We start from the raw sequence: 14,471 nt of genomic DNA, 5'->3' as shown, positions 1-14,471 counted from the left end.
GTCCGGCCGGGTGCGGGCTCCGGGCTCCGGAGGGGCGGAGAACGGCGCGCTCCCGGCTGCTGACGGCGTGCAGCGCTCCCGGCCGACAGAGCGGGTGCCGCACTCAGGGGCGGGTGCGCTGTGCCGCGCCGTACAGCGCGTCCAGCAGCTGGAAGCGGACGGCCTCGGGGCTCTCGTGGGGCCCCGCCATGGCTCGGGAGAGGTGGAACATGGCGGGCGGACCGGCGGCGGGCGCACCCGCGTCGCGGGCCAGCAGGTCACCCAGGACCCGCCACACCGCTGCCCGCCCCTCCGCACTCCTGCCGCCCGCTCCCCGGTGTTCTTCCGCGCTCGCTTCCGCCGCCCGGCCCGCCAGGTCGGGCCCGAGCCGCGCGCGGCCCTCCGGCGGGCCGCAGCCGTCCAGTACGGCGAGCGCGAGGGTGCACAGCGCGTCGTCGGCCACGCCGTGGTGCCGGGCCGCCAGTTCCACCGCGTACCGCTCCATCGCGGGCACCGCGTGCGGACCGAGGTCGGCGAGGAAGCCGCGGAAGGGCTCCTCGGCCAGCAGCGGGGAGCCTTCCCACCCCTGGTGCAGTACGGCGGACGGCGGCTCCGTGATCCGCACGTACCTGTGCGGTCCGGCCGCCCACGCCGCGTCCAGCCGGGCTCCCGTCGCCCGTGCCAGCGCCGCCAGCCCGGCGCTCGGCCAGTCCTCCTCCGCGCCGAACGCGAGCCCGTCCAGGTACGCGTCCCACGCCTCGGGCGCGGCTCCCTGACGCACGTCGGGGAAGAGCATCTCGAAGGCCGACAGCACCAGCCCGTCCTCGGCCAGGGAGAGTTGGGAGAGTGCTTCGTCGTTCCAGTACGCGCTCGCGGCGCGGCCACCGAGCAGGGAGAGGGGGCGCAGCACCTCCTCACGGGAGCCCTGGAAGCCGCCGTACTCGACGACCACCACGGCCGGTCCCGCCTGGGCCACAGCGATGTGCGGTCCGGTCCCTCCCTCGTCGGGCCCGCCGCCCCCGTCGGCCAGGTCCACGGCCTCGGCGAGGGCCTCGCCCAGAACCGCGCTGCGGGCCTGCTCCGGATCGCCGCCGAAGAGCCGGATCACTTCCTGCACGTCGGCTCCGCGCACGGCGGTGACGCAGGCGGCCTCCTCCAGCGCCAGTTCGTCCGCCAGCGCGGCGTAGGCGGTCTTCGTGGTGCCCGCGTCCTCGGCCATGTCTCAAGTATGGCCCGCCGAGGGCGCGTCAGGGATCTGCGGAAACCAACCGCGCGGGCTCCGCGGCCCTCCCTGGCCGCGCGGTCCGGCCGCAGCCTCGCGGTGGTGCGGGCGGGCTGCCGGGTCAGCCGTCGACGAGGGACAGCGCACCCTCGTCGTAGCGGGCGCCCGCGACCTGGTCGCGGGGGGCGGCCGCCTCGATGGCGGCCAGCTCGTCCTCGGTGAGGGCGAGGGTGAGCGCCGCGACGTTCTCCTGCAGGTACTTCTGGCGGCGGGTACCGGGGATCGGCACCACGTCGTCGCCACGGTGCTGCACCCATGCGAGCGCAAGCTGTCCTGCGGTCACCCCGCGCCGCTCGGCGAGCTCCGTCAACTGCTGGACGATGGCCAGGTTCCGGTCGAAGTTGCCGCCGGAGAACCGGGGCATGTTCCGTCGGCTGTCGGACTCCTCCATGGCATCGACGGACGCGTAGCGGCCCGTGAGGAAGCCGCGCCCCAGCGGGGAGAACGGCACCAGGCCGATGCCCAGCTCGCGGCAGACGGGTGCGATCTCCTCCTCGATGTCCCGGCTCCACAGCGACCACTCGCTCTGCAACGCGCTGATGGGATGCACGGCCTGGGCGCGGCGGAGGGTGTCCGCGCCGGCCTCGGAGAGCCCGAGGTACCGCACCTTGCCCTCGGCCACCAGCTCGGCCATCGCGCCGACGGTCTCCTCGATCGGGACCTGCGGGTCGACCCGGTGCTGGTAGTACAGGTCGATGTGGTCGGTGCCCAGCCGGCGCAGCGAGGCCTCGCACGCCTGGCGCACGTAGGCGGCGTCCCCCCGGATGCGGGCGGGCTCGCCGAGCTCGTTGGCGAAGCCGAACTTGGTGGCCAGCACCGCCTCGTCACGGCGCCCTGCCAGGGCACGGCCGAGCAGCTCCTCGTTGTGGCCCGCGCCGTAGAAGTCGGAGGTGTCCAGGAGGGTCACGCCGAGGTCGAGGGCGCGGTGGACGGTGGCGACAGAGGTGTCGTCGTCGGAGGAGCCGTAGCCGTGGCTCATGCCCATGCAGCCGAGCCCCTGCCCGGAGACGGTCAGCTCACCGAGCCGGCGGGTGGGAAGGGCGGTCATGCGGATACCTCCATGGGTACGCGGCCCGCCGGTGCTTCGGGGAAGAAGCCGGGAGGCCGTACGTGCGAAGTGGATCTGCGGTGAACCTAGACGTTGGAGTGTGCTCCAACGCAAGCCTCGGCAGCGGCGGCCGTGTCAGAAAGCGGCGGGGTCCGCGCCGGTGATGGCCGGTTCCTTCTCCCAGACCAGCGCGGCCGAGACCGGATGGTTGCGGTACTTCTCCCACTTGGGCTTGCGCTCCAGCCACCGCTCGTCGACGACCCCCTCGCGCATCTCCACCAGCCGCCACCCGGCCGCCAGGCCCGCGGTGACGTGGTCGCTCAGCAGGTGGATGTGGGTGTCGATGGCGATGTGTTCGCCGGAGGAGTCGGTGAAGTGGGTGGGCATTCCCGAGGCCATGATGAAGTGCGGGTGGAAGGCGACGACGACGCAGTGCGCGCCGGGAGCCGCGAGTCGCCAGGTTTCCGTGTAGTAGGGGCCGAGGTCCGGCAGGTGTTCGTCGATGAGTGAGGAGATCACCAGGTCGTAGCCGCCGGTTTCCAGTCCCGTGGCGCGCACGTCGCCCTCGCTGAGCCGGTCGTGCACGCCCTTGTCGCGGGCCACCCGCAGCATCTGCGGCGTCAGGTCCACGCCGTGGAGCGCGCCGCGCACACCGTGCCGGCGCAGCCAGGCGCCGGTCCGCCCCGTCCCGCACCCCAGGTCGGCGGCGCGGCGTACCCGCCGCCAGTCGGGCACGGTGAGCTCCGCCAGCAGCGCGAGGTCCATGACGTCCTCGACGGTGTCCTCGTAGGTGCCCACCCATCGGCCGTATCCCGTGGCGACGTCCACGGTGCGGTAGCCGCGGGTGTCGAAGTCGGAGAAGTCGAGCATGGGGCCGAGTATCGCGGGAGGTCCGGTGGGCCGCACCAGGATTTCCCCGCCGCGGTTCCTGGCGGACGGCTCCTTCAGCGGTACCCGGCGCCGGAGGGGCGCCGTCCTGGGACCACCGCACCGCCGTGGTCGGAGGCGGACCGGTCGGCCTCACCTCCGCCCGGGGCCTGCACCGCCACGCCCCCCGCGACCGTCCTCGAACGCGATCCCGCCCCGGATGCCTGCCCCCGGGCGACACGCTCGATCCGCACGAAGGGCCGGGCCGGCGCACGCTGGACAAGACGGGACTGTCGGCGGAGTTCTCGGCACTGTTCCGCCCGGAGGGGCAGGCGATGCGCATCCGGGACGCGGACGGAACCGTCCTGCGCGACTGGCGACCCCGCCCGGACGCCCAGCTGATGCCTCCCCTGGGGTGGGGGCGCACCTCCCGATGCTGGAAGGCGCCGAAGCTGCCGAGTCCGTCGCCGCCCCGGGGCCCGGCGAACTGGACGAGGCGGTCCGCGCCTTCGAGGACCGGATGTGGACCCGGGCCCGCAGGTGGGCGGAGTCCACGTGCGCGGGTCTGGAGCCTCGGGTGAGCCCGGATCCCGCCGAAGCCCTCGCCCTCGTCGACGAAGTCCGGTCCTGCTGACCGCCGGGCGCGGCGAACCCGTCACCCGTCCGCGCCCACTCCGCCGCCCACGGCGCCGGGACGCCGGTGGCGGGGGGGATCGGCGCCGTTTCAGTAGGCGACGGTGAAGCGCCGACGGTGGTGTGCGGGCCTCTCGATCTCGTCGACGACGGAGAGGGCCAGGTCGGCGCCGGAGATCGCGGAGACGCCGTGGTCGTCGTACAGGAGCACGTCGCCGCCGACGCGGTAGTGTCCGGTGGCCTCGCCGGGGGCGTGTGCGCCGAATTCCGCGGCGGGGCTGACAAGGAACCAGTCGAGCCGCTCCTCGGCTGCGTCGAGGTCGTCCAGGGCGCCGGCCAGTTCGAGCGATTCCGGCCTGGCGATTTCCAGGAACTCCGGGGTGTCCACGTAGCGGGGTCCGCCTGGCTCGGTGAACAGCGAGCCCGCGCCGCCGACGACTCCGAACCGGACCCCTCGCTCGGCCGCGAGACCGGCGGCCTCGCGCAGGAGGGCGCGCAGGTTGCCGTCGCCTCCCAGCTCGCCGCGGGGGGACAGGGCCGAGACCACCACGTCGGCCCCGTCGAAGGCCGAGGCAAGGAACGCCTCATCGAGGACATCGCCTGTCCGGTAGGCGACGCCGGCAGTCGCCTCTTCCGGCATGTTCCGGCTGAAGGACACCACGTCATGGCCGCGCTCCGCAGCCGTGCGGGCGATATGGGCTCCGGCGTATCCGGTGCCGCCCAGGATGTGGATGCGTGTCATGGTCAGGATCTCCTCACTGGTGGCTGTCGAGGTCGAGGTCGGGGCCGGATCGGGGGAAGGGCGCCCGCCCGGGAGGGCGTCGGCCGGACGGGCCTCGTCCCGCCGTCGGTCAGGTGGCCGCGCTCTTCGCCTGTGCCCCGATGTGTTCCTCGGTCCGTTCGGTGCCCCGGCCACTGGCGCCGCCGGCCAGAACGAGGCCGAGTACGGCAACGAGGACGGCGCCGAGCATGGTGAGGGCGAGGGGCAGGCTGGTGTCCTCTCCGGCGACGCCCACCAGACCGGCGACGATGCCCGCGAGCGTGAACTGGAGCAGTCCGAGGAAGGCGGAGGCCGCTCCGGTCACCCCGCGCGGCACGGCGGACAGAGCGAGGGCGGTCGCGTTGCCGAACACCAGGCCCATCGGGGCGATCGCGAAGAACAGCGGCGCCATCAGCCACCCCGAGGGGGCGTCGAGAAGGGACAGCAGCAAGAGCACCACGACCGCCGCGAGACTGATCAGGAGTCCGACTGCGGTCAGCACGCGGACAGGCACCCGGCGAGTGAGCCTGGCCGAGGTCGCGGTGGCCGCCATCATGCCCAGTGCGTTGACGGCGAACGCGAGCCCGTACGCCCCGGAACTCAGGCCGATGATCTCCTGGTAGACGAACGGGGAGGCGGATATGTAGGCCATCATGACCGCCATGGCGAACCCGAACGCGGTGACGTGACCGAGATACCCGCGCGAGAGCAGAGCTTTCCACGCCCCGTGCGCCTCCGCCGGTGGGCGGGCCGCCCGCACCGCGCTCGGCAGGGATTCCCGGACGAACAGCAGGGTCGCCGCCAGCGCCACCAGCCCGAGGGCGACGACGATGCCCAGCAGGCCGCGCCAGCCGATCGCGTCGGCCAGCACGCCGCCCGCGAGCGGTGCGACGACGGGGGCGACACCGCCGATGAGCATCATCATGCTCAGCGCCCTCGCCGCCGCCCTGCCGCTCTCGCGGTCCAGGATGATCGCCCGGCCGAGCACCATGCCCGCCGCTCCGCCCAGCCCCTGCAGCAGCCGTGCGGCCACGAGCACCTCGATGCTGCCGGCCAGGACAGTGGCGACCCCGGCGGCGAGGAACAGCGCGAGGCCCGCCAGGAGCGGCCTCATCCGGCCTGCCCGGTCCGACCACGGCCCGAAGACCACTTGGCCGAGGCCCGCGCCGACCAGGAATGCCGTCAGCGACAGTTGCACCCCTGTCGCGGTGGTCGACAGCTCGTCCGTCATGGCCGGGAAGGCCGGCAGGTACAGGTCGATTCCGAACGGGGCCACCGCCGCCAGCACGGCCAGCGTCAACAGCGTCGCGCCCTCGACCGGTCGCCCTGCCTGCGGCTTCGCTGCAACGGGCTCGTGCGCGGGTTGCTTCTCGCTCATGCGCTGCACCTCGATACTTTTGAAAACATAATTATGTAACCATAGTCGTCAAGGAAGGGAAGGAGGCGAGATGGCGGAGAGCAAGGGCGGTGGCCCGGACGAACTGGTCGAGCTGGCCGACGCCGTACTGCGCGTCGCCCGGAAGCTGCGCGCCGACCCGCTCCACCACTCCGACGTGGTCCCACTGACGCCGCTGGAGTGCCTCGTCCTGCTGCACGTGCACCGGCACCCGGGCGCCTCGCCCTCCGACCTGGCCGCGGAGTTGGCGCTGCGCCCGAGCAATACGAGTACCGCCCTCCGCGGACTCGTGGCCAAAGGGCAGGTCACGCGCATGGCCGACCCCTCGGACGCGAGGGCGGCCCGGCTGCACGTCACGCCCGAAGCCGAGCACTCGATCGCCTCGGTACGCCGCAGGTGGCATGAACTGCTCGGACCGGCCGGCCTGCCGGAGGCGGACCTGCGCGCCGCGCTCCGCGTCCTCACCTCGATCGACGCCACGCTGGCAGAGCCTGGAACCGTGCGCGCCCGGGCGTGACGCCGGCCCCGGAGCGGTGCGAGCCCCGGGCGCGGGCTGCTGCGAGAACGCCGAGGGGCGCCCAGGTGCCCGGGTTCCGTGGGGGCGGTTGATCACACAATTCGTTGCATAAAACTGCTGCACTGCGTATAGTCATGCCTTCGAGGAGGAGGTCCCATGACAGTGCGTACGGCGGTGGCGGGAGCGAGCGGATACGCGGGGGGTGAGCTGCTGCGCCTGCTGGCCGGGCACCCGGAGGTGGAAGTCGGGGCGCTGACCGGCAACAGCAACGCCGGCCAGCGGTTCGGGGCGCTCCAGCCGCACCTGGTCCCGTTCGCGGACCGCGTGCTGGAGGAGACCGGCGCCGAGGTGCTGCGCGGTCACGACGTGGTCTTCCTCGCCCTGCCGCACGGGCAGTCCGCGGCCGTCGCCGAGCAGCTCGGAGACGGCGTGCTGGTCATCGACTGCGGCGCCGACTTCCGGCTGTCCGACGCGGCCGACTGGGAGCACTTCTACGGCACCCCCCACGCCGGCACCTGGCCGTACGGGCTCCCCGAGCTGCCCGGCGCCCGCGAGGCGCTGCGCGGCGCCGGCCGGATCGCCGTGCCCGGGTGCTTCCCCACGGCCGTCTCCCTCGCGCTCGTCCCCGCCTACGCGGCCGGGCTCGCCGAGCCGGAGGCCGTGGTCGTCGCGGCGACGGGCACCTCCGGGGCGGGCAAGGCCCTCAAGCCGCACCTGCTGGGCAGCGAGGTGCTGGGCTCGATGAGCCCGTACGGCGTCGGCGGTGTCCACCGGCACACGCCCGAGATGATCCAGAACCTCTCGGCCGCCGCCGGACAGCGCGTCAGCGTCTCCTTCACCCCGACCCTCGCCCCCATGGCGCGCGGCATCCTCGCCACGTGCAGCGCCAAGGCCGCGCCCGGCACGAGCGCCGAACAGCTGCGTGCCGTCTACGAGAAGGCCTACCAGGACGAGCCGTTCGTCACCCTGCTGCCCGAGGGGCAGTGGCCCGCCACCGCCTCGGTGACCGGCTCCAACGCGGTGCACCTCCAGGTGGCGTACGACCAGGACGCGGGCCGCCTCCTGGTTCTCGCCGCCGTCGACAACCTCACCAAGGGCACCGCCGGTGGTGCCGTGCAGAGCATGAACCTCGCCCTCGGCCTGGACGAGGCGCTGGGACTTACCACGATCGGAGTCGCACCATGAGCGTGACAGCGCCCAAGGGCTTCACGGCGGCGGGGGTCGCCGCCGGGATCAAGGAGAGCGGGGGCCTCGATCTCGCGCTCGTCGTCAACACCGGGCCCAGCCGTGCGGCGGCCGGGGTCTTCACCGCCAACCGCGTCAAGGCGGCACCGGTCCTGTGGTCCGAGCAGGTGCTCAAGGACGGCAGGCTGTCCGCCGTCGTGCTCAACTCCGGCGGTGCCAACGCCTGTACGGGCGCACCCGGCTTCCAGGACGCCCACGCCACCGCGGAGAAGGTGGCCGAGGAACTGACGGCGGCCACCGGGACCGAGCACGGCGCGGGCGAGATCGCCGTCGCCTCCACCGGGCTGATCGGGCTGCGGCTGCCCATGGACAAGCTGCTGCCGGGTGTCGGTACGGCGACCTCGGCGCTGTCCGAACACGGCGGCGAGAAGGCGGCCCTCGCCATCAAGACCACCGACACCGTGCACAAGACGGCCCGGACCTCCAGCCCCGCCGGCTGGACCGTCGGCGGCATGGCCAAGGGCGCGGGCATGCTCGCACCGGGGCTGGCCACGATGCTCGTGGTGCTGACCACCGACGCCGACCTGGCCGCCGGGGAACTGGACACCGCGCTGCGCGACGCGACCCGCACCACCTTCGACCGCATCGACTCCGACGGCGCCATGTCCACCAACGACACGGTGCTGCTGCTCTCGTCCGGGGCGAGCGGGGTCCGTCCCGAGCAGTCCGAGTTCGCCGAGGCGGTGCGCGCGGTCTGCGACGACCTGGGCCAGCAGCTCGTGCACGACGCGGAGGGCGCCACCAAGGACATCCGCATCGAGGTCGTGGGCGCCGCGAGCGAGGACGAGGCCGTCACCGTCGGCCGCACCATCGCCCGCAACAATCTCTTCAAGTGCGCCGTGCACGGCGAGGACCCCAACTGGGGCCGGGTACTGGCCGCCATCGGCACCACGGATGCCGCCTTCGACCCCGACGCGCTGGACGTGGCCATCAACGGCGTCCAGGTCTGCCGTGCCGGGGCCGTCGGCGAGGACCGCGACAAGGTCGACATGCGTTTCCGGGAGGTCCAGGTCACCGCCGACCTGCACGCCGGAAGCGCGTCCGCCGTCATCTGGACCAACGACCTGACCGCCGACTACGTCCACGAGAACAGCGCCTACTCCTCATGAGCGTCCGCGAATCCAGCACCCGCAAACACACCGCGCTGCCCAAGGCACAGACCCTGATCGAGGCGCTGCCCTGGCTGACCCGGCACCACGGCAAGACCGTCGTCATCAAGTTCGGCGGCAACGCCATGGTGGACGCCGAGTTGAAGGCGGCCTTCGCCCAGGACGTCGTCTTCCTGCGCCACGCGGGCCTGCGCCCGGTGGTGGTGCACGGCGGCGGCCCGCAGATCAGCAAGCAGCTCGACCGGCTCGGCCTGGCCTCCGAGTTCCGCGCCGGGCTGCGTGTCACCACGCCCGAGACGATGCAGGTCGTACGGATGGTGCTGGCCGGACAGGTGCAGCGCGAGCTGGTCAACCTGCTCAACCAGCACGGCCCGCTGGCCGTCGGCATGACCGGTGAGGACGCCCACACGCTGGCCGCCACCAAACACCTCGCCCGGGTCGACGGCGAGGCGGTCGACCTGGGCCGGGTCGGCAGCATCAGCGCCGTGGACACCGGCGCCGTCGAGGCCCTGCTGGACGACGGCCGGATCCCCGTCATCTCCTCCATCGCCCGCAGCGTGGACGCCGCCGACGGCGAGGGGGACGAGATCTACAACGTGAACGCCGACACGGCCGCCGCCGCGCTCGCCGCCGCGCTCGGCGCGGAGACGCTGATGGTCCTCACCGACGTGGAGGGGCTGTACGCGGACTGGCCGCACAGCGACGACGTGATCAGCGAACTGACGGCCGGCGAGCTGGAGAAGATGCTGCCCGAGCTCTCCAGCGGCATGGCACCCAAGATGGAGGGCTGCCTGCACGCGGTGCGCGGCGGCGTGCACACCGCCCGCGTGCTGGACGGACGGGTGCCGCACTCCATCCTGCTGGAGATCTTCACGGACGAGGGCATCGGCACCATGGTCGTGCCCGACGCCGTCCCCGACCCACGTACCCGGCACCACGACGCGGAGGGCCCCGCATGACCATCGCCCACGACAACTCCGCCCTCACCGGCCGGTGGCAGGGCGCACTGATGAACAACTACGGCACCCCGCGCATCCCGCTGACCCATGGTGAAGGCACCCGGCTGTGGGACGCGGCGGGCACGCAGTACACCGACTTCGTCGGCGGCATCGCCGTCAACGCGCTGGGCACCGGCCACCCCGCCGTCGTCCGGGCGGTCTCCGACCAGATCGCCACCCTCGGCCACGTCTCCAACCTCTTCATCGCCGAGCCGCCGGTCGCGCTCGCCGAGAAGCTGCTGGAGGTGGCGGGCAGGCCGGGCAGGGTCTACTTCGCCAACTCCGGAGCGGAGGCCGTCGAGGCGGCCTTCAAGGTCGGACGGCGCACCGGCCGCACCCACATGGTCGCGACCGAGGGCGGCTTCCACGGCCGCACCATGGGCGCCCTCGCGCTGACCGGGCAGCCGGGCAAGCAGGCCCCTTTCCGTCCGCTGCCCGGCGACGTCACCCACGTTCCCTACGGCGACGCGGAGGCCCTGCGGGCGGCGGTCACCGAGGAGACCGCCTTCGTCATCCTGGAACCGATCCAGGGCGAACGGGGCGTACTGGAGCCCCCGGCCGGCTACCTGACCGCGGCCCGGGAGATCACTGCCGCGACCGGCACGCTGCTGGTGGTCGACGAGATCCAGACCGGCATCGGCCGCACCGGGCACTGGTTCGCCTGCCAGGCCGAGGGCGTGGAGCCCGATCTGATCACCCTCGCCAAGGGGCTGGGCGGCGGGCTGCCGCTGGGTGCCCTGCTCGCCTTCGGCGACGCGGCCGACCTGTTGGAGCCCGGTCAGCACGGCTCCACCTTCGGCGGCAACCCGGTCGCCTGCGCGGCCGGACTCGCCGTCCTGGAGACGATCGAGTCCGACGGGCTGCTCGACCACGTCAAGCGCCTCGGTGCCCGGCTCCGGGAGGGCATCTCGGGGCTCGGGCACCCGATGGTCGCTCAGGTCCGCGGTGCGGGGCTGCTGCTGGGTATCGTGCTCACCGAGCCGGTCGCGCCGCATGCGCAGCAGGCCGCGCAGGAAGCGGGCTTCCTGGTGAACGCGGTCGCCCCGGACGTCGTCCGGCTCGCGCCGCCGCTGATCCTCGGTGAGGCGGAGGCGGACGCGCTGGTGCGGGCACTGCCCGCCGTCCTCGACGTGGCCGCGGCCCACGCCCGGCCCGGCCAGGAGCGCTGAGTCGGGACCGATGAGAAACAGATGAAGAGGGGTACGCGCACGATGACCGAGGAGTACCAGGGGGGACAGTCCGTTCCGCAGACGCGGATGGCCCGGCACCGCCGTATCGTCGACATCCTCAACCGGGAGCCGGTGCGGTCCCAGAGCCAGCTCGCCAAGCTGCTGGCCGACGACGGGCTCACGGTCACCCAGGCGACGCTCTCCCGTGACCTCGACGAGCTCGGCGCCGTCAAGATCCGCAACACCGGCGGCGAGCTGATCTACGCGGTCCCGGCCGAGGGGGGCGACCCGACGCCGCGGGCGCCGCTGGGCGAGTCCGCCAGCGAGGCGCGGATGGCGCGGCTGGCCGGCGAACTGCTGATCACCGCAGAGGCGTCGGCGAACCTCGTGGTGCTGCGTACTCCGCCCGGCGCGGCACAGTTCCTGGCCTCGGCCATCGACCAGGCCGGTGTTCACGAGATCATCGGCACCATCGCGGGGGACGACACGCTGCTGCTGATCAGCCGCGCCGCCGACGGCGGCCGGGCTCTGGCCGACCACCTGCTCGCCCTGGCGCAGAAGGAGCGCTGAGCGCCGCCGGACGCACCCGGCGGCGCGGGTGTGTGCGCCCGGTACGGCGCCGAGGTCCGTGCGACGCGTCGGCGAGGCGGCAGGCACGGCGTCGGCCTGCGGCCAGGTGACGGCCTGTGCCTCGGGGCGTACGGCGTCGGTCTGTGGCCAGGTGAGGGCCTGTGCCTGGGGGCGCGCTTCGAGGGGCGTCCCGTCCGGCGCGGCGGTCTGCTCCTCCGGGCTGCGCGGGCCGGGCCGGTCAGCCCCGGTCGCCGGTGCTTGCCGCGGTGGTCTCGGCGGCCTCGGCGGCGCCCTGGCGGGCGGCCAGCAGCGCCCAGGCGGCGAGCGGCACCTGGAGCGGGAGGCGGCCGTAGGCGAGGGCCTTCAAGGGGGCCGGACGCTTCCGCCAGTCGTACGCCATCTGCACGTTCGCCGGGAAGACGGCCGCGATCAGCCCGGCTGCGGCGAGTCCGCCGGCCCGGCGGGTACGGGGGAGGGCGAGCGCCGCGGCCACGGCGAGTTCGGCGGCCCCGCTGGCGTAGGTGTAGACGCGCGGGTTGCCCGGCAGGGCGCGCGGCACGATCGCGTCGAACGGCTTCGGCGCGAGGAAGTGCAGCGCCCCCATGCCGCCCATCACGCGGGCGAGGGAGCGGGCGGGGTCGAACGTCACGGGCGTGCCTCCGTCGGTCTGCGGCCACTGGGCTGGTCGGCGCCGGGGGAAGCGCGCCGGAAGCCACCGTAGTTACCTATGGGTAGCGATGGAAGAGGTACCCGCCGGCCTGAGTGACCCGCGGTAACGGCCGCGGAGCCCCCGGGACGGAACCTCCCGCCTCAGCGCTGCCTCCGCGACAGCCAGGCCGCCGCGAGGGAGCCCGAGACGTTGTGCCAGACGGAGAAGACCGCGGCCGGCAGCGCGGCCAGCGGGCTGAAGTGCGCCGTGGCCAGTGAGGCGGCCAGCCCGGAGTTCTGCATGCCGACCTCGAACGCCATGGCGCGGCTGGAGGGCTCCCCGAGCCGGGCCAGCCGCCCGGCGCCGTACCCGAGGGCCAGGCCGAGGCCGTTGTGCAGGACGACCGCGAGCATCACCAGCGCGGCGGCCGACTTGATGGCGTCCGCGCTGCCCGCGACGACGACCGCCACGATCACCGCGATCGTCACGGCCGACAGCCACGGCAGCGCCGGCAGCGCGCGGGCCACCAGCCGGGAGGCCACCAGACGCACCACCAGGCCCGCCAGTACCGGCAGCAGCACCGTCTTGAGGATGTCGGTCACCATCGACCCCGCGTCCACGGGCAGGTACTCGCCCGCCAGCAGCAGCGTCAGCGGCGGCGTCACCAGCGGCGCCAGCACCGTCGAGACCGTCGCGACGGAGACGGACAGCGCCACGTCGCCCCGCGCCAGATACGTGACGACGTTGGAGGCGGTGCCGCTCGGCGCGCAGCCGACGAGGATCACTCCGGCCGCCAGCTGCGGCGACAGGTCGAGCGCGTGCGCGATCAGCCAGCCCAGGCCCGGCATCACGACGTAGTGCGCCGCCAGCCCCAGCGCGACGGCCCACGGGCGCTTGGCCACACCGGTGAAGTCCTGCGGGGTCATCGTCACGCCCATGCAGAACATCACCACGCCCAGCAGGTACGGCACCGCCTCGGCGCCGCCCTCGAAGGTGCCCGGCATGAGGAGGCCGACCGCCCCGGCGAGCAGGACGAGTACGGGGAAGACGGTCACCGCACGGCGCGCGCCGCGCTGCTCGGCGGCGTCCGGGGTGCCGGAGGGCCCGCCCGGCCCGGAGGGGTCGTCCGGGCTCGGGGAGGCGTTCTGCTGTTCGGTTCGCACCGGGAGAGATAACGCCTGGACGGGCGTGGAGTGCAAGGTCGTCTCGCGATGTGACCGCCCCCGCGACCGACTGCGACCGTCTCACCCGGCGAGGGCGCGCCGCAGGGCGGCGCCGAGGTCGGCGAGCTGCCGCTGGGAGACCTCGGCGGACAGGATCGCCTGCGAGCCGTGGAAGGTGCCCGGCCACTGGTGCAGCTCGACCGGGACGCCCGCCTCCAGCAGACGCAGCGCATAGCCGATCTCCTCGTCGCGGTTCGGGTCGAACTCCGCGCTGGCGATGTACGCGGGCGGCAGGCCGGACAGGTCGGTGGCCCGCGACGGGGCGGCGTACGGCGTGGCAGGTCTGCCGCCCAGGTAGTGCCGCCAGATCGCGGTGACCTTGTCGCGGTTCATCCAGGGCGTCTCGGTGAAGTTCCGCGCCGACCACGTCTCCTGCCGGTCGTCGAGCCCCGGCTGGTTCAGCAACTGGAACCGGATCGCAGGCCCGCCCTCGTCCCGGGCCCGCAGGGCCGTCGCAGCCGCGAGCCCGCCGCCTGCGCTGTGCCCGCCGACCGCGATCCGCTCCGGATCGAGACCGAGGTCGGCCGCGTGCTCTGCCGCCCAGGTCAGCACGGTGTAGGCGTCGTCCAGCGCGGCCGGGAACGGGTTCTCGGGGGCGAGCCGGTAGCCCACCGAGATCACCGTCGCCCCTGAGCTCTGCGCGACCCGGGCGGCCCACGGGTGCTCGGTGTCCAGGTCGCCCATGGCGAATCCACCGCCGTGCAGCCAGACGACGGCGCCCTGCGCCCGGTGCGGACGGTAGACACGTACCGGCACCTCGGGGTCCGCGGGTACTGTGCGGTCCTCGATGTCCATGCCAGCGGTGTCCGGGGGCGGCGCCGCGGCGGCCAGCTCGGCGAACTTCTTGCGCTCGGCCACCGGGTCGCTCAGGTCGGCGCGGGGGAACAACGGGACGAAGGCTTCGAGTTCGGGATCCATGCCGGCCATCCTGTCGGTCACCGCCCACGGGGTCGCCCGCCAGCTGTCGGGCATCGCACGCCGACCACGCACCGATCGGCGACCGGCTCCGCACCGGGGAGTCTCTAT

15 protein-coding genes and 1 pseudogene are annotated in these 14,471 nt (G+C 73.6%); 8 read left to right on the top strand and 8 right to left on the bottom strand.

All coding sequences use genetic code 11. The features are described from left to right. Nucleotides 1-103: 103 nt before the first annotated feature. From H297_RS0111540 to H297_RS0111530, 3 genes are all read right to left on the bottom strand, one after another. Entirely contained in the window at nt 104-1,198 is a 1,095-nt protein-coding gene (locus tag H297_RS0111540) for a DUF6461 domain-containing protein (protein ID WP_027737167.1), read from the bottom strand. A gap of 124 nt (nt 1,199-1,322) precedes the next feature. Next, nucleotides 1,323-2,309 (bottom strand): aldo/keto reductase, encoded by a 987-nt coding sequence (locus tag H297_RS0111535; protein ID WP_027737166.1) that lies wholly within the window; start codon nt 2,307-2,309, stop codon nt 1,323-1,325. A gap of 135 nt (nt 2,310-2,444) precedes the next feature. Beyond that, nucleotides 2,445-3,179, bottom strand: coding sequence for a class I SAM-dependent methyltransferase (locus tag H297_RS0111530; protein ID WP_027737165.1), 735 nt, complete (start codon nt 3,177-3,179; stop codon nt 2,445-2,447). A gap of 125 nt (nt 3,180-3,304) precedes the next feature. Between H297_RS0111530 and H297_RS44175 the strand changes: the two are divergent. Both H297_RS44175 and H297_RS44170 read left to right on the top strand, forming a co-directional pair. Continuing rightward, nucleotides 3,305-3,601 (top strand): annotated as a pseudogene (locus H297_RS44175) (FAD-dependent oxidoreductase); the annotation flags it as partial. Next, complete coding sequence (locus tag H297_RS44170) at nt 3,592-3,810, top strand: hypothetical protein (protein WP_486589500.1); 219 nt, start codon at nt 3,592-3,594, stop codon at nt 3,808-3,810. The pseudogene H297_RS44175 and the gene H297_RS44170, both read left to right, overlap by 10 nt. Nucleotides 3,811-3,900: 90 nt before the next feature. Here the strand turns inward: H297_RS44170 and H297_RS0111520 are convergent, their stop codons facing one another. Together H297_RS0111520 and H297_RS35875 are read right to left on the bottom strand one after the other, a co-directional pair. Continuing rightward, entirely contained in the window at nt 3,901-4,551 is a 651-nt protein-coding gene (locus tag H297_RS0111520; protein ID WP_027737163.1) for an NAD(P)H-binding protein, read from the bottom strand. A 109-nt stretch (nt 4,552-4,660) separates the two neighbouring features. Next, nucleotides 4,661-5,947 (bottom strand): multidrug effflux MFS transporter, encoded by a 1,287-nt coding sequence (locus H297_RS35875; protein WP_078513921.1) that lies wholly within the window; start codon nt 5,945-5,947, stop codon nt 4,661-4,663. Between the two features lie 70 nt (nt 5,948-6,017). On the opposite strand from H297_RS35875, the gene H297_RS35870 reads away from it, so the two are divergent. From H297_RS35870 to H297_RS0111485, 6 genes are all read left to right on the top strand, one after another. Next, a complete protein-coding gene (locus tag H297_RS35870; RefSeq protein ID WP_051351751.1) occupies nt 6,018-6,482 on the top strand; it encodes a MarR family transcriptional regulator in 465 nt (154 codons plus the stop codon). 156 nt (nt 6,483-6,638) lie between these two features. Further along, nucleotides 6,639-7,667, top strand: coding sequence for an N-acetyl-gamma-glutamyl-phosphate reductase (argC, locus tag H297_RS0111505; protein WP_027737162.1), 1,029 nt, complete (start codon nt 6,639-6,641; stop codon nt 7,665-7,667). Then, a complete protein-coding gene (gene argJ, locus H297_RS0111500; protein WP_027737161.1) occupies nt 7,664-8,836 on the top strand; it encodes a bifunctional glutamate N-acetyltransferase/amino-acid acetyltransferase ArgJ in 1,173 nt (390 codons plus the stop codon). Before argC ends, argJ begins: the two co-directional genes overlap by 4 nt. After that, nucleotides 8,833-9,795, top strand: coding sequence for an acetylglutamate kinase (argB, locus tag H297_RS0111495; protein WP_027737160.1), 963 nt, complete (start codon nt 8,833-8,835; stop codon nt 9,793-9,795). The genes argJ and argB overlap by 4 nt, the downstream gene beginning before the upstream one ends. Then, nucleotides 9,792-11,003, top strand: coding sequence for an acetylornithine transaminase (locus H297_RS0111490; RefSeq protein ID WP_027737159.1), 1,212 nt, complete (start codon nt 9,792-9,794; stop codon nt 11,001-11,003). The genes argB and H297_RS0111490 overlap by 4 nt, the downstream gene beginning before the upstream one ends. Before the next feature lie 42 nt (nt 11,004-11,045). Further along, nucleotides 11,046-11,573: an arginine repressor gene (locus H297_RS0111485; RefSeq protein ID WP_027737158.1), complete on the top strand. Its 528-nt coding sequence runs from the start codon at nt 11,046-11,048 to the stop codon at nt 11,571-11,573. Between the two features lie 238 nt (nt 11,574-11,811). Here H297_RS0111485 and H297_RS35865 read toward each other — a convergent pair whose 3' ends face one another. The 3 genes from H297_RS35865 to H297_RS0111470 form a co-directional block, all read right to left on the bottom strand. Further along, nucleotides 11,812-12,186: a hypothetical protein gene (locus tag H297_RS35865; protein WP_051351786.1), complete on the bottom strand. Its 375-nt coding sequence runs from the start codon at nt 12,184-12,186 to the stop codon at nt 11,812-11,814. Nucleotides 12,187-12,383: 197 nt separating this feature from the next. Beyond that, complete coding sequence (locus H297_RS0111475) at nt 12,384-13,385, bottom strand: bile acid:sodium symporter family protein (protein ID WP_027737157.1); 1,002 nt, start codon at nt 13,383-13,385, stop codon at nt 12,384-12,386. Nucleotides 13,386-13,466: 81 nt separating this feature from the next. Then, on the bottom strand, nt 13,467-14,363 hold the full coding sequence (locus tag H297_RS0111470; RefSeq protein ID WP_027737156.1) for an alpha/beta hydrolase: 897 nt from the start codon (nt 14,361-14,363) through the stop codon (nt 13,467-13,469). Nucleotides 14,364-14,471 lie beyond the last annotated feature (108 nt).

The organism is Streptomyces sp. CNT360 (assembly GCF_000424785.1).
This window is presented reverse-complemented; position numbering and strand designations above follow the sequence as displayed.

Coding starts and splice junctions, on each gene's coding strand:
- argC (WP_027737162.1), top strand. CDS start 6,639: ATGACAGTGCGTACGGCGGTGGCGGGAGCGAGCGGATACGCGGGGGGT.
- H297_RS0111470 (WP_027737156.1), bottom strand. CDS start 14,363: ATGGATCCCGAACTCGAAGCCTTCGTCCCGTTGTTCCCCCGCGCCGAC.
- H297_RS35875 (WP_078513921.1), bottom strand. CDS start 5,947: ATGAGCGAGAAGCAACCCGCGCACGAGCCCGTTGCAGCGAAGCCGCAG.
- H297_RS35865 (WP_051351786.1), bottom strand. CDS start 12,186: ATGGGCGGCATGGGGGCGCTGCACTTCCTCGCGCCGAAGCCGTTCGAC.
- H297_RS0111490 (WP_027737159.1), top strand. CDS start 9,792: ATGACCATCGCCCACGACAACTCCGCCCTCACCGGCCGGTGGCAGGGC.
- H297_RS35870 (WP_051351751.1), top strand. CDS start 6,018: ATGGCGGAGAGCAAGGGCGGTGGCCCGGACGAACTGGTCGAGCTGGCC.
- H297_RS0111540 (WP_027737167.1), bottom strand. CDS start 1,198: ATGGCCGAGGACGCGGGCACCACGAAGACCGCCTACGCCGCGCTGGCG.
- argB (WP_027737160.1), top strand. CDS start 8,833: ATGAGCGTCCGCGAATCCAGCACCCGCAAACACACCGCGCTGCCCAAG.
- H297_RS0111530 (WP_027737165.1), bottom strand. CDS start 3,179: ATGCTCGACTTCTCCGACTTCGACACCCGCGGCTACCGCACCGTGGAC.
- H297_RS0111520 (WP_027737163.1), bottom strand. CDS start 4,551: ATGACACGCATCCACATCCTGGGCGGCACCGGATACGCCGGAGCCCAT.
- H297_RS0111485 (WP_027737158.1), top strand. CDS start 11,046: ATGACCGAGGAGTACCAGGGGGGACAGTCCGTTCCGCAGACGCGGATG.
- argJ (WP_027737161.1), top strand. CDS start 7,664: ATGAGCGTGACAGCGCCCAAGGGCTTCACGGCGGCGGGGGTCGCCGCC.
- H297_RS0111535 (WP_027737166.1), bottom strand. CDS start 2,309: ATGACCGCCCTTCCCACCCGCCGGCTCGGTGAGCTGACCGTCTCCGGG.